The sequence below is a fragment of the Nesterenkonia massiliensis genome (assembly GCF_000455245.1).
Lineage (GTDB): Bacteria > Actinomycetota > Actinomycetes > Actinomycetales > Micrococcaceae > Nesterenkonia > Nesterenkonia rhizosphaerae.
In genome coordinates this window covers 339368-366064 of sequence record NZ_HG005166.1, presented here as the reverse complement: position 1 = coordinate 366064, position 26697 = coordinate 339368, and the positions used below count along the sequence as shown (strand labels likewise).

Below are 26697 nucleotides of genomic sequence, written 5' to 3'. Positions count from 1 at the left end.
GCTACCGATCCGGAAATCATCGAAGCAGCCCGCCGTGCCGGTATTCACGAGTTCATTTTGTCCCTTCCCGAAGGCTACGAGACGGTGCTGGGTCACCGCGGTGACACGCTCTCCGGCGGCCAGCGTCAGCGCATCGCCATCGCCCGGGCGCTGGTCCGTGATGCACCGATCGTGCTGCTGGATGAACCTACCTCCGGCCTGGACCCGGCGTCGCGACACTTGGTGGAAGAGTCCTTGCGGGAGCTGACCCATGGGCGAACCACCATTGCCATTACCCATGAGCTCTCCACCGTGCAGGGCCTGGACCGAGTGCTGTGGCTTGAGGGTGGGCGCATTGTGGAAGACGGCGCGCCCCAAAGCCTGCTGGCCGATCCAGACAGCAAACTCTCGCGCTGGGCTGCATTCCAGCAAGAAGCGATGGCGAAGGAGAACACCCGCTTCCAGGCCCAGCAGCAGGTGAAAGCTGCTTCGGCTGTGCCCATCCACCCTGCGAAGGAGTATGCCCGATGAGTGTCACCGGCGAACTACCCCGCGTCCACCAGCTCGAGCAGGCGCGCGACCAGCAGCCGACTCTCAAACAGCCAAGCCTCGAGCAGTCCAGCGCTGAGCAGCCCAGTGCTGAGCAGCCCAGTGCTGATCAGGCTGATGTCTGGGCTGCACGCTCTGCCCAGCTTCCTGGAGCTGAGCTGCTGCTGAATCCAGCGAAGCTCTCCGAGCTGCTGACCCGTCAGGTCCGCATCACGCATCTGCGCATCAAACCCGACCATTCTGTGGTGGTGACCTTTGTGGACCGTTGCGGTGCCTACGGTTATGCGGCGCTGACCACTGATGCGGATAAATTCACCAAAGCTATTCAACGGGCGGCGAGGGTCGGTGAGACTCTGCACGTCCACCAGGATGAGTCGCCGTGGCTGTTCAGTGGTCCGGTCTGGGCAGATCCGGTCCTGGCCACTGCGCTTCATTCAGCCTTTGCCGCCACCAGTCAGCGATTCGGTGAGGATGGCGCCCACTGGGAGATGCTGCGCTATAACCCACGCCGTCGGGTAGTCGCCGCAGTAGGCCCCCGGGGCCGCCCCAGCCATGTGGTGCGCGTGGTGGAATCCGGTGCTGCCAAGCTCCTGGAGACCACCGCGCGCTGGCGCGAACTGGGAGTGCCTGTCACCAATGCGAAGGCTCTGGGCGAGCGTGACACCGCGGTGATCACCCCCATGTGGGGTGTCGGGGACCTCACCCATCACCCCTTCGAGCCCGCGGCTCACAGCGCAGGGTCGGCTGTGGCACTCCTGCACTCAACCACCAGGTTGAACACTGACAACGACGACGCGGCCGCGGGCAGCCGACTGCAGGTCCTGCCAGTGTCTGCCACCCAGGCTGTGGCGCCGATCCAGCGCTTCGCCCCGTGGCTGGGTGAACGTGCTGAGAAATTGGCAGAGGTCATTGAACGCAGACTCCGTGAGGCGGCGCTGGGCCGGCGCGAACACGCTGAGCTGCTCGCTCCCTGTGAACTGCATGGAGACCTTTCAGCTGACCAGGTCATTCTGGCTGCCCCGAACAGCCATAAAATCCGGCTCATCGATTTAGAACGCAGCGGAATAGGTCACCCCCTGCGAGACCTGGGCTCCTGGGCAGCCACGTGCTTCCGTCAGGGCCTGCCGCAGCTCGTGGAACCTTTCTTGCACGGCTATGCCACCCAGCTGGGCATCAGTGCCGATGAGCTGGACCTTGACCTGTTAAGCGCGTGGGAGGCCTACTCACATCTGACCGGGGCGCTTGATCCCTTCCGCCACAGGGAGCAGAACTGGCCGCAGCTGATCACCGCAGCCATCACCTGCGCCGAGGAGGCAATCCTGCGATGAGCACCCCCAGTACGGCCAATGCCACCGCCGATTCTGCTGCGCAGACTCGTGCCATTCCCGCCGAACAGCTGACGCAGCAGCGCGGGTCTCCCCATGCGCTTCCCCCGCGCTGGCTCACCATCGACAACACCGAATGGCAGATCCAGCGCGCCTGGCCCGCCAAAAACGCTGATGCTCTGCTGGCGGTAGAGGCCCTCGCCGGGGGTGAAGCACAGGCCGGCGGTGAAGTGCGGGCTGGCTGGTGGGACGAACAACGGCTCCAGCTGCTGACCTATGGACAGGACCCGCAGCTGAAGACGCTCTGGAAGTGGGCCCAGCGCGGCAGGGTGGTCTCACATCGTCCGGCCAAGCGCGCGGTGGTCCACCTCGCTGAGGAGAACAGCTACGTTAAAGTGGTCAAAGGCGGCAAAGCCAGCGGCATCCTGGACGGCATCCAGCGTGCTGGACCTTTCTCCGGACCCTTCGTCACCCCGGAGGTGCTCCACCACAGTGACTCAGAAGTGATTCTCTCCAGTGTCAACGGCGTAGGGCTCCATGACGCTGCCGCGCTTCCCGAGACACTATGGGACACCGCTTGGCGCGATGTTCTCCAGGCCTGGCATGAGGCAGTCACTCGCTCCGAGAGTGCCGGGATAGCGCAAACCCGGCAGAGCATCCCGGTCCACAGTGCTGCCGATGAGGCCGCACTGCTCATGTCCTGGATCAGCCAGGTCTCACGTTATATTGACGACGCTGACTCCGCGGCTCGGGCTGCGCGGCGACTCGGCGCACACCTGCAGGCTCTTCCTGCAGCGCAGCTGAGGGTCTGCCATCGGGATCTGCACGATAAACAGCTGCTGTGGTCACCCCAAGGGCCGGGTCTGCTGGATGTGGACACTGCATGCCTGGCGGATCCGGCGCTGGACCTTGGCAATCTGCGCGCTCACGCGCGGCTTCGCAGGTGCCAGGGCGTGTGGACTGCACAACAGGCCGACGTCGTCATCAGTCATATCGATCAGACCGCCGAGGCGACGGCAGTCCCCGAAGAGACCCTGCGAACCTATGAGCAGGCCGCACTGCTGCGCCTGGGCTGTGTGTATGCGGTGCGTCCGCAGTACGCGGAGCTGGCCGCCGGGCTGCGTGCCGCCGTCAGTACTACTGGCTGAGTTCGGCTCAGCTGAACTGTTTAGCTGAGCTGTTTAGCTGAGCTGTTCAACTGAACCGGGGTCCGGACTTGATCTCCAGCCAGCTCTGCGAAGCCGGGGTGAACAGCAGCACCAGCACCGCGGCGGCGGGCACCAGGAAGATCACCCCTACCAACGGGGTCCCGCCTGCGAAGAAGCTGAAGGAGAGGATCACCAGCAGCAGTTGCAGCACCATCGTCGGAGTGCGGGCACCAGCTGCGCCCAGGAAAATCCGGAATCCCAGGATCATCAGCACCACACCGGCTAACAGGTACAGCACCACCAGGGCGATCTGCCCGGCTGTGTCCAGCACCGCTGCCTCGGAGGTGAGGACCGACCCTATGGTGAACAGGATCACCGCCGCGCCTTGTAAGAAAAGGATGAGGTAGACGATCCAGATAGCTAGGGGGCGCGCCGCGGCAGGTGTTTCGGACATGCCCCTATTGAATCACCCGCCTGTCCCGGGTCTACGGCAGAACCTGACGGCAGATGAGAAAACTCTCATCTCACTCTCCTGGTGCTCTCATAGTGGGCGGCGAGGATCGGTAGTGTCATAAGAAGATCTACAGCCCTAGGGGCTGAGAGGAACGCTTCCGAGATGAGCAAGCAGAGCACGTGGGTCCTCACCGGAGCGCTGGGCATTGTGGCCCTCGGCGGCGGCACTGCGCTGGCCCATGCGATGAGCAATCCCACCGAGGTGGATCTGGGACCGGCTATGTCCGTTGCCAGTAACACCTCCCCGAGTGAGAGTCCCAGCGAGTCCCCGAGCCCGAGCCAATCCCCGAGCCCGAGCCCCACTGCCACCAGCACCGCCTCACCGGCGACGCCGCCCTCGGCAGAGTCGGCTTCCTCACCCGCCCCCTCACGCAGCGCTGTTGAGACTCCGGTTCCGCAGCGCGCCGAGGAAGCCCCCGCCCCGCAGCCGAGCACCCAAGCACCACGGCAGACTCAGACAGTGGTACCTGCTCCGCCGCAGACCCGCACAGCCGCTCCGGTGTCCTCCTGGTCAGCCCCGAGCGCGCAGAGCTGGTCTGCCCCGTCGGCCCCCAGTTCCTGAACTTCGGCAACGCGGCCCGGGACTGCACTGTAGACCCAGCCCGGACGCCAACGAGGCCCCGGTTGTTCTTGACCGGGGCCTCGTGATCTGGCAGGACGCGTTCTAGTCCGTGAACTGGCCGCTGCGACGTGCTCGTAGGTGCATCACAAGCCCCAGCAGCACCAGCAGCAATGCGCCGCCGAAGACCGCGCCGATCGCAGCGCCGGTGCGGGCCAGCCCGTCAGTACCCGCCTCACCGGGCTCAGTGGGCGAGGCAGTGGGGGACTCTGTGGCGGTCTGCGAAGGATCAGCCGTGGGATCCGTGGTCGGATCGACCGTCGCCTCATCCGTCGGCACCCCGGTGGGCTCGTCCTGTGCAGATTCAGTCACTGTCAACGGAGCTTCGGCCAACACATCGCCGTCGGAGTTCAGCGCCCGCAACATGTAGTCGCCAGCCGGGATGTCCTCGGGAATCCTCACGGTGACACTGAACTCACCGGACTCATCAGCCTCCACAGTGCCCAGCTCCGGGTTGAGCTGCAGCAGCAGCTGCTCTCCTGCGCTGAAGCCAGCGCCCTTCACAGTGATCTCCTCGCCGGCTTCGATCCGCTCTGCGCCAAGGGTGAGCTCCGGCTCAGGCTGCGGGGCGGGATCGGGATCTGCGCCCTCTTCAGCAAAGGCGCCCTGGAAGTCCAGCACGTAGTCGTGGCTGAAGAACTTCATGAACTCCGGAGTCAAGCTCTGGGCCTCGATCCCGTTGTCGTAGAGATCCACGGTTCCCACGTCCTGCACCACCCGGATGCTGGTGCCATCCTGCAGTGAAGGAACCAGCGGCAGCGACTCGTAGGAGCCGTCCTTGTCCCACGCCATGCCCATCTGGTTGACCGACTCCACCGGAGCATCGTCGGGGTCCCCGGTCCAGCCGAAGATGGCGAAGTTGCCCGCGTCGTCGGCGGAGCCCGCCTGGATGGCGTAGTGTCCGTCCCCGGTATTGGCCATGCCGCGAATGGCCCGGCCGCCCAGGTCCAGCAGGTGGTAATCGGTGATGTGAATCTCAGCGCCGTTGACGGTGACATCGTAGATGTCGGCGATCTCGACGATCAGCGCGTGATCGCCGGCGCTCTCGGGCACATCATTGCTGCCGACCCCGGCCTCAGGATCCACCAGCGGGGAACGGAAGGCCAGCCACAGGGACTGACCGTCAGGTGCCATGGCCGCACCTTCAACGTTGAGGCTGTTCGGGCCCTCCACCGAGTAGCCGGGCTGCACAGCCCGCTCGAAGCCGAAAGCGCCCGCGCCCAGGCCGTGGCCATCGGCGTTATCCCAGGCCACCAGCGCGTCCTTGAAGCCGCGAGCATACCCCAGGGTCTCTAGCTCAGTCTCGGCACCGGATCCGGTCAGCTCAGTGGCGGCGATGGTATCCCGGTCGGGCCGCACGTTGCCGGAGCGCGAATTGCCGATGGAACCGATCCAGAAGATCGTGTCGTCCATCCGAGCAGAGGCCTCCATGTCCCACGTCTCGCCGGGCGCCCGCTCATAGGGGATGTGTTCGTGGTCCTCGCCCTGGATGGGGAAGAAGTTCACCGGCACGTCAAAGGTGGGTCCGTAGAGACGGATGCCGAGGCTGTCGTCGTCAGCCACCAGCAGATGCCCGTCGCCGACATCCTGGGCGGTGGAGGCATCAGCCATACCCACATGTGCCAGGGCGCTCTCCTCCGGCAGGGACTCGGAGACCCAGTAGCGCAGCGTGGATTCGGCGATCTTCTCGCCCTCCAGCGTCGCGGTGATCCGCAGCTCGGTGATACCTGCTGACTGCGGCTCTGCGCTTAAGCTGTAGGTGCCGTCGTCGTGGTTCTTGATGACGACGGCGTCCGCGGTCACCACATCCTCATCGGCACTGCTGACCTGGAACTCAGCTGAACCGAGATCGGTGATCTCCTCACTGGTCAGCTCGAATCGGGCCCGCGGGTTGGTGTCGGCCCCGAGCACTGCCGAAAGCGCATCACCCTCCCCGTAGGGCACCTGGACCTGCCAGTCGAGATCGGCCGGCAGCAGCTCGAGGTCTTCAAGCTCGACGGCTCCACCGGGCGCAAAGCCGGGGGCGAAGGCGACGCCGCGGAACGCGTAGTTCTCCTCTGCGGTAGCGATCACCTGGGAGGAAGCCTCATCCAGGCCGTTGGTGTCCAGGATCTGCACCAGTTCGTTGCCGAACCCGGAGCCGCGGGTTGCATAAACAGCCACACCGTCCTCAGTCTCAGCAGCCTCCACACCCCAGAATTCACCCGGGTAGGCGGAGTCAGGCTCCCAGGAACCGCTGACCTCGGCGTAGCGCACCAGCGCGGGCTCATCACCCTCGGTGAAGGCCACGTAGAGGTACTCCCCGGCGAAGACGAAGTCATGCGGCACATCACGCCCCTCGGGGGTGGCAGCGATCACCTCGAACTCCTCCTCGGCAATGGTCTCGGTGGGCACTCCGTTGCCGATCTGAACAATGCCGCTGTAATTGGAGCGGTCGGAGCTGACGTAGAGCTGGCCATCGTAAATGCCGGGCACGCGGTGGTTACGCAACTGCCCGGAGTTGCCAGGCACGACGACGGCGGGGTCATCTCCGCCGGCTTCAACCGTGAGTACGCCGGCATCATAGGGCGCCTGGGCATCGTTATTGCCATGCCCGCCGACCCAGTACCGGGTGCTGTCCAGGGCAGCGACGCCGCGGATATGACCGCCGCTGAAGGCACCTGCCAGGGAGGTGGAGACATCCACGCTGCCGTCTGCGGAAATGGCCGCCACCACCCGCTGGGTGCCCAGTTCGCTGAGCGCACCGTTGGTGGCTGCGCCTAGCTCGGCGTCATAGCCGCCGATCACCAGGGTGGAGCCGTCCGCCGATAATTGCAGGGCACCGGCCTGATCCCGGTCAGCGCCGAGCACGAAGCGGTGCTGACCGTCCTCATCCCCTGCGTAGGGAATGCCGGTGACGCCGTTGAGCGTCCCATCAGGGTTGAACAGGTGGATGCTGACTGGAACTGCCTCATTGCCGGTGCGCGTTCCGTCCCCGACCACGGAAACAGCCAGCTGCTCGATGCCGACCACCGACTGACTACCGGGAACCTCCGGGTCCGCTACAGGTTCAGTTGTGGCAGTGGCGGGGGCTAACGGGGCGCCCAAGAGCGCACCGACCGCTCCCAGACTGACCAGACCTTTGACGATACGTGCGCGCTGTGGGTGCACAGCGTCAGCTTGAGTGCTCATAAAAGCAGACATTCCTCATCAACAGACAGCGATTGGGCTCAGGCCCCGCGCAGACCAGCAAAGGGCTCTGCGACCGGGTGCAAACGCCTGTCAGCGAATCAGAGCAAAGTGAACTCCCAGTAACTATTGGGCGAACTCCCAGGGAGCACTGGGGTGTGCGAGCAGTAGGCAGCAGCGCCATGCGCCGAAGGGGAGGGCTTCGGGAACTTCTGCGGCCGATGGCGTGGTGCTCAGACGTCTAGCCGGTACCCCACACCACGGACGGTGCGGATGGCTTCGGCACCGATTTTGGCGCGCAGATACCGCACATAGACATCCACCAAGTTGGAACCCGGATCAAAGCTGTAGCCCCAGACCATCTCCAGCAGCTGCTCACGGCTGAGCACCTGCCCCGGGTGGCGCATGAAGGTCTCCGCCAGGGCGAATTCTCTGGAGGACAGTTCGTGTTCCACACCGTCGACGCGTACGGTGCGACCGTGCAGGTCAAGGGTCAAAGCACCTGCAGTCAACGTGGTCGGCTCCTCAGCTGACCCTGAGCGCAGGCGCAGCCGGATTCTGGCCAGCAGCTCATCAATACTGAAGGGTTTAGCCATATAGTCATCGGCTCCGGCCTCCAGTCCGCGCACGGTGTCTGCCGCCGCCCCGCGGGCTGTCAGGATAATCACCGGGGCGCCCCAACCACGGCTGCGCAGCCGCGCCAGCAGGCTCAGGCCGTCCTCATCGGGCAGACCGAGGTCAAGAACAGCGAGGTCAACGTTGGTGTTGAGCGCGAACTCGAACCCTTCACCTGCAGTTTTGGCACGCACAGTGGCGTAGCCGGCAGAGCTGAGCCCCTTCTCCACGAAGGACGCGATGCGGTCCTCATCTTCTACGATCAGCACTGAGGTCATGCGGGAGCCTCCCCTTCTGTGTCTGGTTCGCTCGGGCCTTCCTGGGATCCGGAGACTTCCACAATGCCAGCCGGTATCACCATGGTGAAGGTCGCGCCGGCTCCGGGTTGTGACTCGACCACTACGTGCCCGCCGTGTGCGCGGACTATCGCTGCGACGATGGGCAGCCCCAACCCGGACCCAGGCTTGGACTTATCGGTTCTGCCGAACCGCTCGAAGATTCGCTGCTGGTCCTCCTCGGCGATCCCTTCGCCCTGGTCTCGCAGGCTTAGCAGGAGGTCATCGCCCTGCACTTGCGAGGCCAAGGAGATAACGGAGCCTTCGGGAGAGAACTTCACGGCGTTGGCGGCAAGCTGCAGCCACGCCTGGGTGATGCGTTCGCGGTCCAGCATCGCCACCGCTTCGGTGCGTTCAGCGATGGTCCACCGCCGGGGCCCCAAGGCGATTGCCTTGTCGAAGACTTCATCTGTGAGGGTGCCGATATCAGTGGGCTGGGGCTGAACGAATTCAGGATGCTCGGCCTGAGCCAGCGTGGTGAGGTCATCTACGACCCGGTTCATCCGTTTCAGCTCATCGATGGCCAGTTCCCGGGTGGCGATGATATCGGCGGGATCTCCTACATCAAGCACCTCCAGGTGGCCACGAAGGATGGTCAGCGGAGTCCGCAGCTCGTGGCTGACATCGGCCACCAGCTGGTCCTGAGCACGGAAGGCCCCTTCAAGGCGCTCGAGCATCTCGTTGACTGCTCTGGTCATTTCCGCCAGATCATCGCCGCCTGCCACTGGGATGCGCTCGCTGATATCCTCGCGCCCAATCCGCCGAGCAGCACCTGCGAGTACGCGCACTGGGTGCAGGACGCGGCCTGCCACAATCCATCCCACCACGGCCACCACCACTAGAGAGAAGGCGGCGACAATGGCATAGATGATGAAGCCGTCTGCGAAGACTCCTCGTTCGGCGGTGAGGTCATAGGCCAGGACGAAGGTGGCTACTTCATGGTCCTGTCCATCGATGTCTTCGGCAGTGGTCTGGGCGTGAACGGGGACGACGGCGGCCCGGTAGGTGGTGCGCGAGGTGCTGATGGTGGTGAAGCTGGCCCGGTCAGAGAGTGCATAGGGACGCAGAGCCTCGACGAGCTCAGCGTCCTCCTCCAGTGCCACCGGGGCCACTGCGGAGGTGAAGGCGACCTCGCCGTCGACAAATCCCACCGCACCCTCGTTGCGGGTGGGGATAATGCGCTGCATGGCGATATGCACGAGGTCTGCCGGGGAGGAGAAGCTCTCACCAGTGCGCGGGTCAACGCCGACGTCGTGGAGTAATCGGAACTGCTCGGAGTCAGCCTGCAGTTCGGCGTTTATCCGGGATTCCACCTGGATCTGCTGGATAGCAAAAGCTGTATATCCGGCCACCACCAGACCGAGTGCAGCCAACCCCAGTACCGCCATCAGAATGCGGGAGCGCACGCTGATCTGGCGCATGCTCCAGCTCTGGCTGAGTCGACGCCGACCCGTGGCCTGCTGTTCTGGGAGATTCTGTCTGACTTCCGGGACCACCCGCTTAGTTTCTCATTCTCTTGCGAGGCTTCGGAAATGAAAAACCATGAGAGTTTTCTCATTCGCAGGCGGTAAAAATAGGACCATGATCTCTGCCATGGGAGACTCCGGTCACGGAGACCAGGCCGCACCGCAGGCTGCACTGGAGCAGCTGCTGCGCTCTGAGGAGGCCGGAGAGCTGCTGGAGCTGGCACTGAGTTCCGCTGGCCTTCGAGTGGGCCAGTGGCGGCTAGAACAGATTTACACCCGCCCCGGTGCAGAGACCAGCGCCAAATATCTGGTCGACTCCGGCGGGGCCAAGCTGATGCTCATCATTTCCACGGTAAAGCTCAGCGATGACCAGCGCGCGGCCCTGCAGGCGGTTCGACTGGACTCACCACTTGGGGCACTGCATCTCTGGGCCTTCCCGCAGGACCCCGCACTTCCAGGTCTGGTGCTGGTGGAAGACCAGCAGGCGCTTCCGAGACTGCTGCGCAGAATCTGGGGAACCACAGTGGAGGTACATTCCGGGGAGCTGCTGGTGCTGCGCCCGCTGCGCCGAGCAGTACACCGGTTCACCCTCCAGCGAGGGGCAGACTCGGTGGAGGATGTCTACATCAAAACCGTGCGTCCCAGCCGGTCCAGAACCCTTCTGCAGCGTCACGACAGCTGCGCGTTAGCCCCACCTCTCTGGGATGCCGGAGACGGGATACTCGTCAGTGAAGCCGCCCGTGGCATACCGCTGACTCATCATCTCTACCGACCCACCGCACCTGATCCAGCAGTTCAGATAGGCCCCGAATTGATCTTCTCGGCTCTGCACAGCATCAGCGCTGAGGCACTTCAGCTACCCGCAAAGGTCTCCGCGGCCTCCCGCGTGCAGGCTTTCGGCCCAGTGCTGCACTCCCAGGGCGCACCGACACAGCGGGTCGATGATCTGCTGCTGGGCATCCGGCAGAGGCTGCTTCCCGAGCCTGGCCCTTTGGTGCCCATCCACGGCGATTTCCACCCGGCGAACCTCTTTGTCGACCAGCAGGCGACCTCGCTGAGTGCCCTCATTGACACCGATACGGTAGGTCCGGGTTACGCCGCCGACGACGCCGCCACTTTCTTCGCGCATATGCTCGCCCTTCCCAGCTTTGATCCACAGGGCTACGCTGGGGTAGACAGACATATCCAGCTCTTCTGGGATCACCTGGCCGCCATCCATGATCCCGATGACTTGGCAGCCCGGACGGCCGCGGTCCTGCTTACCTTGGCACCTGGAGCCAGAAGGCCCGAGCAGTTCGAGCACTTTCTGTCCACAGCGGAGTCGATGCTGCATCGTCCCAGCTCAGCGGGCAGCTTGCCCATCATGGGCCAGAACCAGAAAAACTGATGTGATAAATCACACACAGTTTACGCAAAATTCACCCATTGAGAGGTCTTGTTTGCCTTCGCGTAACATGCCAGCCTTGATAGGTACCCGTTCAGCGAAACCCAGTAGCCCTCCTGCGGCCCCGAAGCTCTCGAGGCATCCACTCTCGCACCAGGATGACCGCCGCCGCAGGCCTGCTGCAGCGTTTCAAGCTGAAGCACCCATGACCAACTGGCGTCCCGCCCCTGAGACGACAGTGCCCAAGGAGTAGTGATCCCCAATGGATTGGCGCAGCCGAGCAGCATGCCTTGATAAGGATCCCGAGCTGTTCTTCCCCGTCGGCAACACCGGCCCCGCTCTGCTTCAGATTGAAGAAGCCAAGAGCGTCTGCCGTCGCTGCCCTGTAATGGATACTTGCCTGCAGTGGGCTCTGGACACCGGCCAGGACGCCGGCGTCTGGGGCGGAATGAGCGAAGACGAGCGTCGCGCCCTCAAGCGGCGTGCCGCACGGGCACGTCGGGCGAGCTGACTCAGCTGCGCTCCTCTGATCCCAATATTGGTGCGCGGAGAGTTACTTTCGTCCCCGCCGGGCTGCTGTCCCAGGCGATGGATCCCGAGAGCTCTCCGCGCACCAGTGTTTTAACAATCTGTAGCCCCAGGCCAGGCTCCCAGCCCTCCTGAGGCAAGCCCACGCCGTCGTCGGTGAGTTCAATATCCAACCGCTGCCGGCCAGCCGCATCAGTATGCCGGTCCACCCGCAGAGACACGTGAATGGTCTTATGCTCAGGATCGTCGCTGAATCCATGCTCCACCGCATTGGCGACAATCTCAGTCAGCACCAGTGCCAGCGGAGTCACCATATCTGGAGGCAGCTGTCCGAAGCTGCCCACCAGCTCGGTCACCGCGGTCCTGTCAGACTCCGCCATCTCAGCCGCCAGCCGCAGCTGACGTCGCATCAGCTCATCGACATCCACGGTGTCCTCAAGTCCCTGGGACAACGAGTTATGCACCATCGCGATGGTCTCCACCCGGCGCATCGCTCGGCGCAGGCCCTCGCGCCCCTCCTGGGAATCCATCCGGCGTGATTGCATGCGCAGCAGCGCCGAGACAGTCTGCAGGTTGTTCTTCACCCGGTGGTGGATCTCCTTGATGGTGGCGTCTTTGCTCATCAGCTGCTTATCCCGACGGCGCAGCTCGGTGACGTCCCGGCAGAGCACCAGGGCGGCGAACCGCTTGCCTTCGCGGCGCAGCGGAATAGACCGCAGCGTGACGGCGGCCCCGTGAGCCTCCAGTTCAGCACGCATGGCGCGTCGGCCGGTGAGCATCAGCGGCTGGGATTCATCCACCACCACCCCGGTGGCTCGCTGCAGCTCTGCCCCGATACCCGCCAGCGAGCGGCCCTCGAGAGTGTCATTGACCCCTAAGCGCAGCAACGCCGAAACTGCGTTGGGGCTGGCAAAGGTAATCTGCCCTTCAGCGTCCAGGCGCAGCAGCCCATCACCTACGCGCGGTGCCCCGGAGTAGCCGGTGAACTCATGACTTGAATCCGGCCAGGCTCCTTCGGCGGCCATCGAGAGCAGATCGGCGGCGCAGCGTCGGTAGGTCAGTTCAAGCCGGGAAGGTGTGCGCAGTGCCGAGACCGAGAAGTGCATGGTGATCACCGCGACGGTGCGTGGGCGGCCGTGGGCATCGGGACGGACCAGCGGGACAGCGGTGACCCGCATCCGCCCCGGCGATGGCTGCCCCTGGTCAGAGGAGTTTGTCTCCACCTGAGCCACCCAGGCCCGCTCCACCATGGGTTTCAGGTCCGCGCGGATCCGGTCCCCCACCACATCGCGGTGTATCAGCGTCTGGGTGGTGGAGGGCCTGGCCTGGGCCAGCGCCACATAGGAGCGGTCCTGAGCTGCGATCACGCCGTCTTCGGTATGCGGGAACCACAGCACCAGGTCAGAGAAGGCCAGGTCGGAGAGCAGCTGCCAGTCACTGACCAGTGCATGAATCCACTCCACATCTGAGCTCAGCAGATGCGGATTGTTATCCAGTCGGTCACTCAGCACAGACATCGGTATTCCTTCCGACCCAGCCTCAGCCTCAGGTCCCTATGAGTCCGCGGAGGTGGCGCAGCAGCACAGTGATCGAGGCGATGTTGTGATCACGTCCGGTGATCTCGTCCTTCAGCCGTTCAGCACGGCTGAGAGCGCCAGCATGGGCCTGCTTCCAGTTGTGCAGGCGCTCCACTGCGTCGCCCTCATGGCCGCTGGTGAGCACCGACTCCGTGATCTCCTTCAGCGCGAAGTAGAGATCATCACGCTGAGCCCCGCGTGCCAGGGCCTGCCATTTGTCCTTCCGCGGCAGTCCGGTGATGTGGTTGAGCAGTCGATCCACGTCGAAGTCGTGGTACACCGTGTAGTAGATCTCCGCCACAGTGTGCGAGTCCAACCCGTGCTGCTGCGCCAGTGCCGCAATGTCCAGCAGGGAGAAGGTCTCAAAGAGCTGGGAGTGCCAGCCGGCGAGCTCCTCATCCATACCGTGTGAAATGACCTCTTCACGACGACGAGCGACCCGCTCGGCGTCGGCCCCGCGCAGCAGCGACTCCACTTTGCCGTAGAGCGGCTCAATGTGCCGGGCGTAGAGGCTGATCTCTTCGGCGATGCTGCGGTCATGGCTGCCGTGGTTGACGAACCAGCGCACCGCACGGTCAAGCAGCCGGCGCATATCAACGTAGATCGGTGCCCACAGCTCGGTGGGGAAGCTCACCGGCAGCTGGCGCATGGCGGCGTCGAACTCATCAAGCTTGAACAGCTCACGGACGATCACGAAGGCACGGACCACCTGTGCTTCGGAGGCGAAGGTCTCCTCCACAGTGCGGAACACGAAGGTAGAGCCACCCATATTGACCACATCATTGGCAATCTCGTTGCTGATGATCTGGGTGGCCAGCGGGTGACGCGGCAGCTGTTGAGCGAAGTGCTGAGTGATCTGGTCCGGAAAGTAGCTCTCCAAAGTGCCGGCGAACCAGGGGTCTTGCGGCAGATCGGAGGCGCCCAGAGCACCCTTGAGCTGGATTTTGGCATAAGCGGCAAGTACCGACAGCTCCGGGGCGGTCAGCGGTGGGATCCCGTCTGCGGCGCGCTGCTTCATCTGCTCATCAGTGGGCAGCACCTCGAGCCTGCGATCGAGTCCAGCGTTGTGTTCGAGCCAGCTGATCAGTCGGCCGAAACTGGGGGACCAGTCAGAGAGCCGCTGCCGGTCAGTCAGCAGCAAGACGTTTTGATCCTTATTGGTCTGCAGCACCAGTTGGGCGACTTCATCGGTCATTTCACGCAGCAGGTCATTGCGCTGTTGGGCTTCTAGGTGGCCGGAATCCACAAGCCGGTCCAGCAGGATCTTGATGTTGACCTCGTGGTCCGAGCAGTCGACCCCTGCAGAGTTATCGATGGCATCAGTGTTCAGCAGCACCCCGTGCTGTGCTGCCTCGATGCGTCCGGCCTGCGTCAGGCCCAGGTTGCCACCCTCGGTCACCACCTTGGCGCGCAGCTGACTGCCGTCTACACGGATGCCGTTATTGGCCCGGTCCCCCACATCCTCATGGCTCTCCTGCGAAGATTTCACATAGGTGCCGATGCCGCCGTTGTAGAGCAGATCTACCGGAGCCTTCAGCAGGGTACTGATCAGTTCCGGCGGAGTCAGCGCGTCGACGTCGTCGGAAATGCCGAAGCGATCCCGCATCTGGGCAGTGATCTCGATACTGCGAGTATCGCGGGAGAAGACACCGCCGCCGGCGGAGATCAGCTCTGTGCTGTAGGCATCCCAGCCTGAGCGGTCAGCTTCGAAGAGCCTGCGCCGTTCCGCGAAGGAGGCGGCGGAGTCCGGGTTGGGGTCGATGAAGATGTGCAGGTGGTTGAACGCGGCCACCAGTCGGATGTGCTCAGAGAGCAGCATGCCATTGCCGAAGACGTCACCACCCATGTCACCGATGCCGACCACGGTGAAGTCTTCACTCTGAGTGTCCACGCCCAGAGAGGAGAAATGCGACTTCACTGATTCCCAGGCACCGCGGGCGGTGATGCCCATGGCCTTATGGTCATAGCCCACCGAGCCACCCGAGGCGAAGGCATCGCCGAGCCAGTGCCCGTATTCGGCGCTGATGGCATTGGCAGTGTCGGAGAACGTGGCAGTGCCCTTATCCGCAGCCACCACCAGGTAGGGGTCATCACCGTCGTGCCGGACCACATGCTGCGGCGGGACGATCCGCAGGCTGCCGTCCTCCTCCGCCTGGTTATCGGTGATATCCAGCAACGCTCGGATGAAGGTCTTATAAGCCTCCCGTCCGGCTTCGAACCAGGCACTGCGGTCCTGACGGGCATCGGGCAGCTGTTTGGCGAAGAACCCGCCCTTGGCACCTGAAGGCACGATGACGGCGTTCTTGGTCATCTGCGCCTTCACCAGACCCAGGACCTCGGTGCGGAAGTCTTCCTGTCGATCAGACCAGCGCAGTCCGCCGCGCGCCACCTTGTCGAAGCGCAGATGCGTGCCCTCCACCTGCGGCGAGTAGACCCAGATTTCATGCGCTGGGCGAGGCTTGGGCGCGGAGTCGATGTCCTGCGGACGCAGCTTCAGTGAGACCCAGTCCTGGCCCTGATAGAGGTTGGTGCGATCGGTGGCGTCGATCAGATTCAGGAAGGTGGAGAGCACCCGGTCGGCGTCGAGAGTCTTCACACCTTCCAGCGCCTCGACCACATTCTTCCGGCAGACCTCCATGGCTTGGTCGCGGGAGGATTCAGCACCGGACTCACCACCGAGCTGCGGGTCGAACTTCGCGGTGAAGTAGCCGATCAACGCCGTGGCCACCTCCGGGTTCGCCAGCAGCGCTTCGGCGAGGAAATCGTATGAATGCGGGCTGCCCAGCTGGCGCATGTACTTCGCGTAGGCGCGCAGGACGGTGACCTTGCGGATATTGAGCTTCAGCTGCAGCACCAGGCGAGAGAAGACATCGGATTCAGCTCGGCCGGTGAGGACATGGCTGTAGGCCTCTTTGAACAGCTCGATAGTCTCGTAGGGATCAGCGCTGGTCGGATAGCACAGCCCCAGGTCATAAAGGTAGAAGGTGCGCTCATCGGCGGTGGTCAGCGTGTAGGAACGCTCATCGAGGATGGAGAGCCCGAAGTCATCGATGACCGGCAGGGTGTCGGTCAGCGTCTTGGGTTCGGTGAGGTAGAGCTTCAGCCTCATATCGGCTGGATCCTCTTCCTTCGGCGAATAGAAGTAGAGTCGCGGTCCGGCCTCGGGCTGGGCTTCGAGGGTCTCGAACTCAGCGGCGTCATGCAGCGCATCAGGCACCTCGTAGAGCACCCGGTAGTCATCGGGGAAGGCCTCGCCCCAGCGCGAGGAGATCCGGCTGGCGTGGGCTGCAGAGTAGGCTTCGCTGGCCTCCTGGGCAATCCCTTCTCCCCAGGAGCGGATGGCCCGGGCCAGGTGCTGCTGCAGCTCATCAGCGCTGATGCTCATCTGGGCGGCATCTTCGCGCAGCCGCATCCGGAAGAATACGCGCGCCAGTACTGAATCTGAGAGCCGCACATTGAAGTCAATGGATTCTGCGTCGATATGCTTCAGCAGCTCGTTCTCCACCCGACGGCGCACGGCGGTGTTATAGCGGTCGCGCGGCAGGTAGAGCAGAGCTGTCATGAAGCGCCCGTAGTGGTCCTGGCGCAGGAAGAGCTTGACCCGACGACGCTCCTGCAGCTGCAGGATCTGCCACGTCACATCCTCGATCTCGGAGATCTCCATCTGCAGCAGCTCATTGCGCGGATAGGTCTCCAGGATCTGCACCAGGTCATTGCCGGAATGCGAGTCCGGGCTGAAGCCGGAACGGGCCAGCAGCTGCTTGGCACGGGAGCGCAGCAGCGGAATGGTCGAAATGGACTGGGTATAGGCCCGCTGGCTGAACAGTCCGAGGAATCGCCGTTCACCGACGACATCACCAGCTTCGTCGAAGGTCTTCACCGCCACATAGTCCATATAGGTACGACGCCGCACCGTGGAGCGGGAATTGGCTTTGGTGATCACCAGCGCCTTCGGCTGGTGGGCGCGTTCACGACCTGCCGCCGAGAGCTCCGAGGAACTCTTGGGGCGCGGAGTGCCGTCCACGTCGGAGAGGATCCCCAGGCCAGTGCCGGTCAGCGGCTCAAGGCGCAGCGTGTCCTTGTCATCGATCAGCTGGTACTCGCGGTAGCCCAGGAAGAGGAAGTTGCCCTCACCCATCCACTCCAGCAGCTCGGCAGACTCATCACGGTCTTCCACATTGCTGAGCTGACGGATATCAGCGGCCGCACTGCGGGCCTGGGCGATCATCCGATCCTGGTCGCGGTGGGTGATGCACACATCGTCAAGCACCCGGGCCAGGCCCTTGATGAGAGTCTCGCCCTGCTCCTGGCTGATGACCCGGTCAATCTCTACGGCAATCCAGGATTCCACCTGGGTTTTGTCGTTCTCATTGAGGATCTCAGCCAACGACGGCAGCGCCTGGGTATCGCCGGAGGAGAGCGAACGCCCTTGGGTGGGCACGGATTTGACGCTCTTGAGGCTCTGATCCTCCAGGCTGCGAGAGGCTAGGAAGATGGGGTGGACCACCAGCGAGATGGCATGACCGCAGCGAGTAACCTCTGAGGTCACCGAATCCACCAGGTACGGCATATCTTCTGTGACCACCTGAACCACGCTGCGGTGGCCAACGGTGGTCACCGAGATTGCAGGGGCTGCGGGGCTGCGCTGGGCTGCGAGTTTCACGTGGGCGGCGACGCCTTCGCGACGCTGATCGGGGCCGATCTGCCGCAGATCCTCCTCGGCGATATGCCCGTAGTACGCCTCCGTAAGGCCTTTTAGGTCAGCGTCTTCGCTTGTCCACAATGCCGTTGTCTCCGCCATACCTTCAGCCTACCGGGCTGGCACACACCGGACTACCGCGCCGCGACCCGACGGCGAGACATCCGCAGACGACGGCGCCCTGGCAGCTGGATCCCGGCAAGTTCAGCCAGCTGCCGGCGCAGGGCCGACTCGGGTGCCGCCTCAGCTAGGACCTGGCCGGTGCGCAGCGCGTCATCGCAGGCTTGCCGGTCATAGGGCAGAAAGTGCCGTAGTTGATTCTGCTCGGCGAGCTGTTCCCACGCTTCGGTGAGCTGTCTGCGCGGGGAGCGCCCCACTGCGGAGGTGCGCAGCTGATTGATGATGACCTGGGGCTGGGGCGCCTGAGGCAGCCGGTGACGATACTCCTCGCAGGCTTTGATCAGCCGGGAGAACCCCACCGCGTCTGCTGTTCCCAGCGCCAGCACCTGATCTGCCTCACGCAGCGCCGTCAGGGTGGCGCTGTTGCGCTGGGGTGCGGAGGTGTCGAAACTGAGCTCCTCGTCCTCCTCGATGCCTGCGCTGACATCCACCACCACGTGCTGGTACTGGCTGCGCGCCAGGGATAACACGCGTTCCAGTGCGCGTGGGCGCAGTTCGGCCCAGCGTTCGGCCCGCGGCAAGCCGGTGAGTACCGGCAGCACAGCGCTGTGTCCGGCAGCCTGCAACTGCGCGGTGGTCTTGGCTTGTGACAGGCGGTCAGCATCGAGTCCGCCCAGCTCTGCGGCGCGACAGGCTTGGGCGAGTCCGGCAGATTCCTCGAGCAGCCCCAGCTGTACAGCAACAGACGAAGCGTGGGCGTCGGCGTCGATCAACAGCACTGAGGCGTTGCTCATGGCCAGCTCGGCAGCCAGATTGACGGCGACAGTGGTGCGCCCTGGGGCTCCCGCGGGTCCCCAGACCACTGTGATGCCCGGTAGTCCTCCTGCTGGGGCGCGCCGCCCGGAAGCAGCGGAGTCGGTATCTGCACCAGGGTTCATATCTTGAGAAGTCTGGGCTGCAGTATGCGCAGCGACCTCGGCGTCAGCCGGATCCATCTCCATCAGGTTCCCGCTGAGATCGAGGTAATCCGGGTCTTCCTGGGCGCTCAGTGGATCTGACTGCGCCGGATCTGACTTCTCTGGGAAAGCCCCACTGTACTCACGGGCCAGATGATCGCCACGCGCTGCCGCAAGGCTAGGCGGTTCATCTACACTGGGTTCAGCGTCACTGGCTGACACCTCTGCGTCCGGACCGGTGGCGCCGTCGTTTCCTTGTAGAGCAGCAGCCAGCGTCTGGGCCTGCACCTCATCGCTGAAGCACCTGGCGCCGAGCCGGCTGAGCCGGCTGCGCTCCTGGGCGACATCGGAGATCACCACCACGCGGATTCCGCACTGCCTCAGCCCGCTGAGCATCGAGGCAGTCAGCGGCGCGGTGTCCCCGATGATCAACGCAGCGTCAGCCCGTTGCAGCTCTGCTACAGCAATGAGCTCCGCGAGATCCGCACACCGGCGATCCACCGTCACCGAAGTATGCAGTCGCTCCAGCGCAGCAATATGGTCAGCGGCAAGCCTGCCGATGGTCACCACTGAGCAGCGACTCATGGCTGCTGCGTCCCGGCCGGCAACACCGAAAGCACAGCTGCTGAGCCTTCGGCGGCGAGCAAGTCCGGCAGCTCGGGGACTTCGATCAACAGCTCGACGGTGACCGCGGACTGACTGCCGAAGGCGGAGGAGGTTTCACGAATATCGATGACTTCAGCGTCGGTGACCAGACGCTCGACTGCAGCCTCGTCAGTGGGCGATTCCGCAGTGGCCGCCCAGACATCGACTCGCCGTCCCACCTGAACGGCCCGTGCCAGTTCCTGTTCCACGTTGACTGTCACCGGCTGTCTGCCCTCAGGATCGCTCTCCCCCAGTGCGGTGCGGGGAATGAGCTCCCCCTCCAGCACAGCCCGAAGCAAAAGCCCCTCTGCAGGCAGCGGATCAGCTGCGGAGAGGTAATGATCGGCCAGATCATCCAACTGGACATGGACGACGCGCACGTCGTCGTCGCTCAGTTGGTCTCCGGTACTGAGCTGGCGTTCAGCCGCGTAGACGGCGGTAGTACGGTCCTGGGACATCACTAGGGCTACCACCGCGGCAGTAGAGAGCAGCACGATGAGGATTCCGCCGAGTAACCGCGGGTCCCTCCATGAGGGGCGCCGGAGCCGCTGAACATCAGTGGGTTTCTGCGTCACGCTGCCCAGAGTAGTAGAAACCTTCAGATACCGATAGGGCTCAAATGAGACGTGATGACACGCAGACGAGGAATAACACGCAGAGCAGCGTCAATGCGAGAATAGAAGCAAATGTCATCAAAAAAGCCGATATGCCCTGAAAGGTGTGGCTATGCGTAAATTTCTGACCCTTCCGGATGTGGCCGAGGCCCTGAACATCTCCATGTCCCAAACTCGGGCGCTGATCAAGAGTGGAGACATTGTTGGAATCCAGATCGGCGGGCGCGGCCAGTGGCGCGTGGAGGAGGCGAAGCTGGATGAGTACATCGAGCGCCAGTACGCCGCCCAGCGTGAGTCGCGCAGCACCAGTAGCCCGTCCCAGGAGCACGCGGGGCGTTAAACCGGCTGTGCCGCTTGCTTCACACCTCACCGGCTTCAGACCCCCAGTCCGGCTATGCAGCCCTCACGCTCCGGCTAGGCTGCGAATCAGCGCGACGGCGTTGAGCGGAATGGTGCGAATACTGCGCCCGTCTCGCTCCGGTGCGTGACCATCAGCGGCAGGCATCAGCACATCAAAATGATCCTTGCCGACGGCGATGAGCCGCCCGGCAGCCAGCTCAGCATCGCCGTCGGCCCCCTCCCCAAAGACGGCAACCCCAGCTCGGTCATTCATCAGCGCCCGCAGCGGTGCCGCGATCGTCAAGCGCCTGCGGGTCGGACTTGTTTCCTGCGCGGCGGTGCGGGCCAGACTCTCCACCATCAATACCGCCGGCAGCGGTATGAGCAGACTGTGGACACCGGCACTTCCTGCAATCCAATCCGCTCCCACCGTCTCCAAGCAGCAGGTGATTCGTCGGCCACCGCGCAGCAGCACACTCAACTGTTCTGAGGCATATCGCTGATCCTCTAAGTGGGCCCGCAGTCGGTCTGCCAGCAGCAGCTGAGAGCGCTCCAGTTCACGGGCCTGCTGCACTTCAGCTTGGAATCGCTGATCCGCCTGCGCCTGCAACTGAGCGTCCAAGTCAGCAAAGAGTGCATCCCAGCGCACGCTGACACCCCCTTCGGCTTTGACGGCAATACTGTGCCCATATTTCCTGCAGCTCTTCCCAAGCGCAATACATCTGTGTAGCATCTGAAAATATCAAACGACACTAAATGGCACATACCATATCCATGCAGTGTCACGACGCATCACAGGGAGTCAGCATGAGTCAAGGTTTTCTACCCCGCCGCCCAGCCCCCACGCCGCGGCACACTGGGGCGGCCACCAGATCCACCGACGAGACCAGCACGGTCACAGTGGGACTCGAGGACTCCTTGTGGAGCATCGCAGCTGAGTACGCAGGCCCAGATGCAAGTGACTGGGAAATCGCCCGAATCTGGCCCCATTGGTTCACCGCTAACCGTCAGCTGATCGGGGATGATCCCGCGCGGCTTCGCCCAGGAACCGTGCTGACTGTTCCCCCAGCTATTCGCTGAGCTTCCGTTGCTACAACCCCATACGACGCCGATCGCACAGGAGAAGACATGCCGCTCAACGCTGCGCAGAGCCAGCCCAGCAGCTCATCAGCCACTCTGCCCGCACTGCTTCAGCAACCTCCATCGCGGCGGCCAAGCCGATTTCGGCTCCAGCGCGAAGACGAGGTCCCGCGGCTCCTCCACGCTATGGGCGCAAGAGAACTCAATGCGACGTCAGAACTCAAACCCGATGGCCGCGCGCCAGTGCCGCTGGCAAGTGAACGTGAAGAACAACGGCAGATCACTGCGATCTCCAGGATGGTCTGCCAGGCTATGGCCGAGACGTTTGCCGGGCTGCGACCGGTTCATCAGATGCAGCGCTGGCTCGACGGCGAGATCTACCAGAAAGTGAGCCGCCGGGCAGCGCTACTGGCTCGCCATCGTCAGCGTTTTTCTCCCGGACAGCACCGCAACGGACCCGCCCAGCTGGTCTTCCGCAGCATTCGGACACAACAGGTAAGCCCCTCCGCATGGGAGGTCTGCGTGATCTTCACAGACAATCAGCGCACCAGGGCCTGTGCCCTGCGCTGTGAAGCTCACCGGGCCCGCTGGAGGATCACCGCCCTGGAACTAGGCTGAAGGCCCCACAAGACAACTCGCAGGGCCTTCAGGCTAGTCATTGCACGAACGTGCCAGAGCTCAACTAGTTCGAGCCTGGGGCGTCCTTGAGACCGGGTACCTTCACCTGTTTGCCCGAGGCTGCCACACGGCCATCCTTGACCCCCGGCAGCGACGGCGCGTGGGCGGGTGTGATTGCCTGAACCTCGGCGGCGAACAGTTTCCGCACAGATTCCTCTCGGATGCCCTCAGCCATTGCCTGGAACAGCAGATAACCCTCGCGCTGGTACTCCACCAGCGGATCACGCTGAGCCATCGAACGCAGCCCGATGCCAGACTTCAGGTAGTCCATCTCATAGAGATGCTCCTGCCACTTCTCATCGATGACCGAGAGGAGCACCCGCCGCTCCAGCTGGCGAAGCGCCTCGGAACCGATCTCCTCTTCCTTCTTCTCGTAGGCGATCTTGGCATCGGAGACCAGTTCACGCTTGAGCAGCTTGACCGAAAGCTGGTCGATGCCGCCAGCCTCCTCCACCAGATCCTCAATCTCCAGCGAGACCGGGTAGAGGCCCTTGAGTTCTTCCCACAGGCCTTCTAAGTCCCAGTCCTCAGAGGAGGATGAGGCAGTCTTCTCGTCGATCATGAGCGAGACAGCATCTTCGATGAAGTGCTGGACCTTGCCGTGGACATCGTCGCCTTCAAGGATCCGGCGGCGGTCAGAGTAGATGGCCTCACGCTGGCGGTTCATTACGTCGTCGTACTTCAAGACGTTCTTGCGGGTCTCAGTGTTCTGCGACTCGCGCTGCTGCTGAGCATTGGCAATGGCCCCGGAGACGAACTTATGCTCCACCGGGATCTCATCAGCCATGGCCGGGGAGTTCATGATGCGCTGCGCAGCCGACTGGTTGAACAGGCGCATCAGATCATCGGTCAACGAGATGTAGAAGCGGGACTCCCCCGGGTCGCCCTGACGGCCGGCACGACCCCGCAGCTGATTGTCAATGCGACGTGACTGATGGCGTTCGGTGCCGAGCACGTAGAGACCGCCCAATTCGCGGACCTCAGCGGCCTCAGCCTCAGCCGCTTCCTTCGCGCGGGCAAAGACCTCATCCCACTTGGCCTCGTACTCCTCGGCGTTCTCCACCGGGTCCAGGCCGAGTTTCTCCATCTCGTGGACTGCGTTGAATTCGGCATTGCCGCCGAGCATGATGTCAGTGCCTCGACCGGCCATATTGGTGGCCACAGTCACCGAGCCGCGGCGTCCTGCCCGAGCCACAATGGCAGCCTCACGCTCATGGTTCTTCGCATTGAGAACTTCGTGGCGGATGCCCTGCTTAGCCAGCAGCTTGGAGAGATACTCGGACTTCTCCACCGATTCAGTGCCCACCAGTACTGGCTGGCCCTTCTCGTGGCGTTCGATGATGTCCTTCAGGACGGCGTCGAACTTGATGACCTCGTTCTTATAGACCAGGTCGTTGTGGTCGACTCGCTGGCGAGGCTTATTCGGCGGAATCGGAACAACGCCGAGCTTATAGGTGGACATGAACTCGGCGGCCTCAGTCTCAGCCGTACCCGTCATGCCGGCGATCTTCTCGTAGCCGCGGAAGTAGTTCTGCAGAGTCACGGTCGCCCGGGTCTGATTCTCGGGTTTGATCTGAACGCCCTCTTTGGCCTCGATGGCCTGGTGGAGACCCTCGTTATAGCGGCGGCCCTTGAGGATACGTCCGGTGTGCTCATCAACGATGTGCACTTCGTTCTTGACCACCACGTAGTCGGTGTCCCGCTTATAGAGCTCTTTGGCGCGGATGGCATTGTTCAGGTACTGAATCAGTGTGGTGTTCTGGGTCTCGTAGAGGTTCTCGATGCCCAAGTAGTCCTCGACCTTGTCGATTCCGGACTCCAGCACACCCACCGTGCGCTTCTTCTCGTCGACCTCGTAGTCCTCGTCGCGCTTCAGCCGCTGAACCAATGTGGCGAAGTCGCTGTACCAGCGAGAAATGTCTCCGCTGGCGGCACCGGAGATGATCAGCGGAGTGCGGGCCTCGTCAATGAGGATGGAGTCGATCTCATCGATGATCGCGAAGTGGTGCTCACGCTGGACCAGGTCATCGAGGGACTGCGCCATATTGTCGCGCAGGAAGTCGAAGCCGAATTCGTTATTGGTGCCGTACGTGATGTCTGCAGAGTAGGCCTGCCGGCGCGCGGCGGGGTTGAGGTCATTGGTGATCGTCCCCACCGTCAGACCCAGGAAGCGGTAAACACGACCCATCAGATCAGCCTGGTACTTGGCCAGGTAATCATTAACGGTGATGACGTGAACGCCTTTGCCGGTCAGCGCGTTGAGATATGCCGGGGCTGTGGCCACCAGCGTCTTGCCTTCACCGGTGCCCATCTCCGCGATATTTCCCAGATGCAGAGCGGCACCACCCATGAGCTGGACGTCATAGTGGCGCTGGCCCAAGGTGCGGTCTGCGGCCTCGCGCACTGCCGCGAATGCCTCCGGCAGCAGTGAATCCAGGGATTCACCCTCGTTGAGCCGTTCCTTGAATCGCTCGGTCTCCTGCCTGAGTTCGGCGTCGGAGAGCGCCTTGAACTCATCCTCCAGGAGATTCACGGCATCGGCATAACCGTGAAGCCGCTTGAGGACCTTCTTCTCCCCGGTTTTGAGGATTCGTTCGAGCAGAGTAGGCACAGCCAGTTCTCCATCAGATCAATACAGCATCAGTCAAGATGTCAGTGTACGGCCCCACAGCGCACCCCTGCTAACACTGCATGGGCCGCGACCGGCAGATGCTGTCGCGGAATGGTTCTCATTCCTGGCAGATTCTCCACCGGCCGCGGCCGTCACGGCAGCTCAACGCTGCTGGTTCAACACAGCGTCTGTACCGCTATGCCGCCCGCACATGGGACCGGGTGGTCCCGTTATCGGCCCGGTAAGCCCGTTCCTCGGTGTCAGGCTCCTGCGCGGTCTTCTGCGCATCCAGTGAGATGACCCCGTAGGTCCATCCGCGGCGCCGGTACACGGCGGAGGGGTGGCCTGTTTCGGAGTCGATGTAGAGGTAAAAGTCGTGCCCGACCAGTTCCATAGCGTCGACGGCGGCATCAACGCTCATCGGCTCAGCGGCGAATACCTTGCGGCGGATCCTGATCGGTACATCTATTTCTTCTTCCTGGGGCGGGACGTTGTCTGCAGCCTCAGCATCGAGAACCTGCTCGTAGAGCGGGCGGCTGGTTTCCACTGGCGGCACGTCTGCCAACGCCTCCCCCACGGACGGAGCGGGGTGCCCCAACGTGCCGTTGCTGCGTGACTGGCTCTTCTTCTTATCCCGCGCCCGGCGCAGCCTTTCGGTGAGTTTGTTCCAGGCAATTTCAAAGGCGGCGAATTTGTCCCCTGCCTGCGCTTCAGAGCGCACCACTTTTCCGCGACCCACCACGGTCAGCTCCACGGTGATGCAGGTGTCTGCACGGCGGTGGGAGTTTTCGGAGACCTTGACCTCCAGCCGCTGTCCCTTATCAGCGAGCTGTTCGATCTTGCTGCTCTTGTGGTCGACGTGCTCTTTGAACGCATCAGGGATGGAGATGTTGCGGCCGGTGTAGGTGACCTGCAGGGTCATGGCGTCCTCCTTGGTGTCCGTACTCGGCACAGCAGCGGATGGACTAACGCGTAACGAGTCCATCGCTGCTGCGATGGGACTCTTGTTCAGGTACCCATACTTCACACTAGGCCAAATCCTGCTCCACTGGAAGTGCCCCCGGAAGGTTCCCCCGGCGTGTCACTGCTGAGCGGCCAGAGCGTCATCTTGAGGTGGTCGTGGAGCTGCCGCCAGCACCGCGGCACCACGGACTTCTGCACCCGATGCGGCCAGCGGAGCATACATTGCCGCAAGAGTCGCACCAGTTGTGAGCACATCATCGACTAACAGCACCTGCGTGCCGTCAATGCTGTGACGAGCCTGAGCTGTCAGGGTCAGTTCGGTGCTGCGCCGCCGCGCCGCTGCGGACCTGGCCTTCTGTCCACGGCCCAGTACGGCGCGAGGCCCATCCGAGCGCTGCAGCAGCTGCTGCTCGAGGACCATGCCTGGGGGCAGCGTGAGTGCGGCGACCAGTTCGCCCAGTGGGTGCCTGCCACGACGCAATACCGAACGTAACGACGGCGGGGGTGTGACTAGCAGCGCCGGCCCTGGCTCCAGGACTGTGGCGGCAGCTTCCTCCAGCGCGCGTGACAGCCCAGCTGCCAGCGGCCGGAGCAGCCCGGTGCGCTCATGGTCCTTGAACGCCAGCAGCGCCTCAGCCATCAGGCCGGAGTAGCGGGCCGCACTGATCACCGGCAACACATAGAGTCCCTCAGAATCCGCACCGATTACGGGGAGGGCCTGCGCCGGAGCCTCCGCGCGGAAGGGATGTGCGCGGAAAGGGTGGGAGCTCACTAGCCTCAGCTGGG

General features: G+C 63.2%; 20 protein-coding genes and 1 pseudogene. 9 read left to right on the top strand and 12 right to left on the bottom strand.

Annotated features, from left to right (window positions below; all coding sequences use genetic code 11):
- The 3 genes from TX78_RS14185 to TX78_RS04810 all read left to right on the top strand — a co-directional run.
- On the top strand, window positions 1-510 hold a 510-nt coding region (locus TX78_RS14185; protein ID WP_233722164.1), incomplete at its 5' end, for an ATP-binding cassette domain-containing protein.
- On the top strand, window positions 507-1856 hold the full coding sequence (locus TX78_RS04815; RefSeq protein ID WP_044494120.1) for a phosphotransferase family protein: 1350 nt from the start codon (window positions 507-509) through the stop codon (window positions 1854-1856). The genes TX78_RS14185 and TX78_RS04815, both read left to right, overlap by 4 nt.
- Window positions 1853-3001, top strand: a complete 1149-nt coding sequence (locus TX78_RS04810) for a phosphotransferase (RefSeq protein ID WP_044494118.1) — start codon at window positions 1853-1855, stop codon at window positions 2999-3001. The genes TX78_RS04815 and TX78_RS04810 overlap by 4 nt, the downstream gene beginning before the upstream one ends.
- Before the next feature lie 46 nt (window positions 3002-3047).
- On the opposite strand, the gene TX78_RS04805 is transcribed toward TX78_RS04810, so the two are convergent.
- Entirely contained in the window at window positions 3048-3455 is a 408-nt protein-coding gene (locus TX78_RS04805) for a hypothetical protein (RefSeq protein ID WP_044494116.1), read from the bottom strand.
- 162 nt (window positions 3456-3617) lie between these two features.
- Here TX78_RS04805 and TX78_RS13680 point away from each other — a divergent pair, with 162 nt between their 5' ends.
- Entirely contained in the window at window positions 3618-4076 is a 459-nt protein-coding gene (locus TX78_RS13680; RefSeq protein WP_147640420.1) for a hypothetical protein, read from the top strand.
- A 102-nt stretch (window positions 4077-4178) separates the two neighbouring features.
- On the opposite strand, the gene TX78_RS04795 is transcribed toward TX78_RS13680, so the two are convergent.
- From TX78_RS04795 to TX78_RS04785, 3 genes are all read right to left on the bottom strand, one after another.
- Window positions 4179-7304, bottom strand: coding sequence for a PT domain-containing protein (locus TX78_RS04795; RefSeq protein ID WP_044494114.1), 3126 nt, complete (start codon window positions 7302-7304; stop codon window positions 4179-4181).
- Between the two features lie 230 nt (window positions 7305-7534).
- The gene (locus TX78_RS04790; RefSeq protein WP_044494112.1) at window positions 7535-8194 is read right to left on the bottom strand and encodes a response regulator transcription factor; all 660 of its coding nucleotides are present in this window, start codon (window positions 8192-8194) and stop codon (window positions 7535-7537) included.
- Window positions 8191-9672 (bottom strand): sensor histidine kinase, encoded by a 1482-nt coding sequence (locus TX78_RS04785; protein WP_044494457.1) that lies wholly within the window; start codon window positions 9670-9672, stop codon window positions 8191-8193. The genes TX78_RS04790 and TX78_RS04785 overlap by 4 nt, the downstream gene beginning before the upstream one ends.
- A 160-nt stretch (window positions 9673-9832) precedes the next feature.
- On the opposite strand from TX78_RS04785, the gene TX78_RS04780 reads away from it, so the two are divergent.
- Both TX78_RS04780 and TX78_RS04775 read left to right on the top strand, forming a co-directional pair.
- Window positions 9833-11104 carry a phosphotransferase family protein gene (locus TX78_RS04780; protein ID WP_044494111.1) on the top strand — a complete coding sequence of 424 codons (1272 nt, stop codon included), beginning with the start codon at window positions 9833-9835 and terminating at the stop codon, window positions 11102-11104.
- Between the two features lie 259 nt (window positions 11105-11363).
- Window positions 11364-11612 carry a WhiB family transcriptional regulator gene (locus TX78_RS04775; protein WP_028463811.1) on the top strand — a complete coding sequence of 83 codons (249 nt, stop codon included), beginning with the start codon at window positions 11364-11366 and terminating at the stop codon, window positions 11610-11612.
- A gap of 1 nt (window position 11613) precedes the next feature.
- On the opposite strand, the gene TX78_RS04770 is transcribed toward TX78_RS04775, so the two are convergent.
- Genes TX78_RS04770 through TX78_RS04755 form a run of 4 tightly spaced genes read right to left on the bottom strand, consistent with a single transcriptional unit; the run spans window position 11614 to window position 20201 of the window.
- Complete coding sequence (locus TX78_RS04770) at window positions 11614-13146, bottom strand: sensor histidine kinase (protein WP_044494109.1); 1533 nt, start codon at window positions 13144-13146, stop codon at window positions 11614-11616.
- Window positions 13147-13174: 28 nt separating this feature from the next.
- On the bottom strand, window positions 13175-18007 hold the full coding sequence (locus tag TX78_RS04765; RefSeq protein WP_044494107.1) for an NAD-glutamate dehydrogenase: 4833 nt from the start codon (window positions 18005-18007) through the stop codon (window positions 13175-13177).
- A gap of 32 nt (window positions 18008-18039) precedes the next feature.
- Complete coding sequence (locus TX78_RS04760) at window positions 18040-19566, bottom strand: AAA family ATPase (RefSeq protein ID WP_044494105.1); 1527 nt, start codon at window positions 19564-19566, stop codon at window positions 18040-18042.
- Complete coding sequence (locus TX78_RS04755) at window positions 19563-20201, bottom strand: hypothetical protein (RefSeq protein ID WP_049897467.1); 639 nt, start codon at window positions 20199-20201, stop codon at window positions 19563-19565. The genes TX78_RS04760 and TX78_RS04755 overlap by 4 nt, the downstream gene beginning before the upstream one ends.
- 151 nt (window positions 20202-20352) lie before the next feature.
- Between TX78_RS04755 and TX78_RS04750 the strand changes: the two genes are divergently transcribed.
- Window positions 20353-20580 carry a helix-turn-helix domain-containing protein gene (locus TX78_RS04750; RefSeq protein ID WP_187118357.1) on the top strand — a complete coding sequence of 76 codons (228 nt, stop codon included), beginning with the start codon at window positions 20353-20355 and terminating at the stop codon, window positions 20578-20580.
- Between the two features lie 63 nt (window positions 20581-20643).
- On the opposite strand, the gene TX78_RS12545 is transcribed toward TX78_RS04750, so the two are convergent.
- The gene (locus TX78_RS12545; protein ID WP_049897466.1) at window positions 20644-21228 is read right to left on the bottom strand and encodes a hypothetical protein; all 585 of its coding nucleotides are present in this window, start codon (window positions 21226-21228) and stop codon (window positions 20644-20646) included.
- Between the two features lie 158 nt (window positions 21229-21386).
- On the opposite strand from TX78_RS12545, the gene TX78_RS13110 reads away from it, so the two are divergent.
- Entirely contained in the window at window positions 21387-21659 is a 273-nt protein-coding gene (locus TX78_RS13110; RefSeq protein ID WP_233722163.1) for a LysM peptidoglycan-binding domain-containing protein, read from the top strand.
- A gap of 186 nt (window positions 21660-21845) precedes the next feature.
- A complete protein-coding gene (locus TX78_RS04740; protein WP_158644299.1) occupies window positions 21846-22277 on the top strand; it encodes an Rv3235 family protein in 432 nt (143 codons plus the stop codon).
- A gap of 76 nt (window positions 22278-22353) precedes the next feature.
- On the opposite strand, the pseudogene secA reads toward TX78_RS04740, so the two are convergent.
- The 3 genes and pseudogenes from secA to TX78_RS04725 form a co-directional block, all read right to left on the bottom strand.
- Window positions 22354-24948: pseudogene (secA, locus tag TX78_RS04735) on the bottom strand (preprotein translocase subunit SecA); the annotation flags it as partial.
- Between the two features lie 196 nt (window positions 24949-25144).
- A complete protein-coding gene (gene hpf / locus TX78_RS04730; RefSeq protein ID WP_049897464.1) occupies window positions 25145-25870 on the bottom strand; it encodes a ribosome hibernation-promoting factor, HPF/YfiA family in 726 nt (241 codons plus the stop codon).
- Between the two features lie 159 nt (window positions 25871-26029).
- Window positions 26030-26683, bottom strand: a complete 654-nt coding sequence (locus TX78_RS04725; protein ID WP_158644298.1) for a ComF family protein — start codon at window positions 26681-26683, stop codon at window positions 26030-26032.
- Window positions 26684-26697: the final 14 nt, after the last annotated feature.

What these genes read in the sequence shown, in the direction of transcription:
- TX78_RS04780 (WP_044494111.1), top strand. Translation starts at nt 9,833, where the DNA reads ATGATCTCTGCCATGGGAGACTCCGGTCACGGAGACCAGGCCGCACCG.
- TX78_RS04775 (WP_028463811.1), top strand. Translation starts at nt 11,364, where the DNA reads ATGGATTGGCGCAGCCGAGCAGCATGCCTTGATAAGGATCCCGAGCTG.
- TX78_RS13110 (WP_233722163.1), top strand. Translation starts at nt 21,387, where the DNA reads ATGAGTCAAGGTTTTCTACCCCGCCGCCCAGCCCCCACGCCGCGGCAC.
- TX78_RS04785 (WP_044494457.1), bottom strand. Translation starts at nt 9,672, where the DNA reads ATGCGCCAGATCAGCGTGCGCTCCCGCATTCTGATGGCGGTACTGGGG.
- hpf (WP_049897464.1), bottom strand. Translation starts at nt 25,870, where the DNA reads ATGACCCTGCAGGTCACCTACACCGGCCGCAACATCTCCATCCCTGAT.
- TX78_RS13680 (WP_147640420.1), top strand. Translation starts at nt 3,618, where the DNA reads ATGAGCAAGCAGAGCACGTGGGTCCTCACCGGAGCGCTGGGCATTGTG.
- TX78_RS04750 (WP_187118357.1), top strand. Translation starts at nt 20,353, where the DNA reads ATGCGTAAATTTCTGACCCTTCCGGATGTGGCCGAGGCCCTGAACATC.
- TX78_RS04765 (WP_044494107.1), bottom strand. Translation starts at nt 18,007, where the DNA reads ATGGCGGAGACAACGGCATTGTGGACAAGCGAAGACGCTGACCTAAAA.
- TX78_RS04760 (WP_044494105.1), bottom strand. Translation starts at nt 19,566, where the DNA reads ATGAGTCGCTGCTCAGTGGTGACCATCGGCAGGCTTGCCGCTGACCAT.
- TX78_RS04815 (WP_044494120.1), top strand. Translation starts at nt 507, where the DNA reads ATGAGTGTCACCGGCGAACTACCCCGCGTCCACCAGCTCGAGCAGGCG.
- TX78_RS04810 (WP_044494118.1), top strand. Translation starts at nt 1,853, where the DNA reads ATGAGCACCCCCAGTACGGCCAATGCCACCGCCGATTCTGCTGCGCAG.
- TX78_RS04790 (WP_044494112.1), bottom strand. Translation starts at nt 8,194, where the DNA reads ATGACCTCAGTGCTGATCGTAGAAGATGAGGACCGCATCGCGTCCTTC.
- TX78_RS04805 (WP_044494116.1), bottom strand. Translation starts at nt 3,455, where the DNA reads ATGTCCGAAACACCTGCCGCGGCGCGCCCCCTAGCTATCTGGATCGTC.
- TX78_RS04795 (WP_044494114.1), bottom strand. Translation starts at nt 7,304, where the DNA reads ATGAGCACTCAAGCTGACGCTGTGCACCCACAGCGCGCACGTATCGTC.
- TX78_RS04740 (WP_158644299.1), top strand. Translation starts at nt 21,846, where the DNA reads ATGGGCGCAAGAGAACTCAATGCGACGTCAGAACTCAAACCCGATGGC.
- TX78_RS04770 (WP_044494109.1), bottom strand. Translation starts at nt 13,146, where the DNA reads ATGTCTGTGCTGAGTGACCGACTGGATAACAATCCGCATCTGCTGAGC.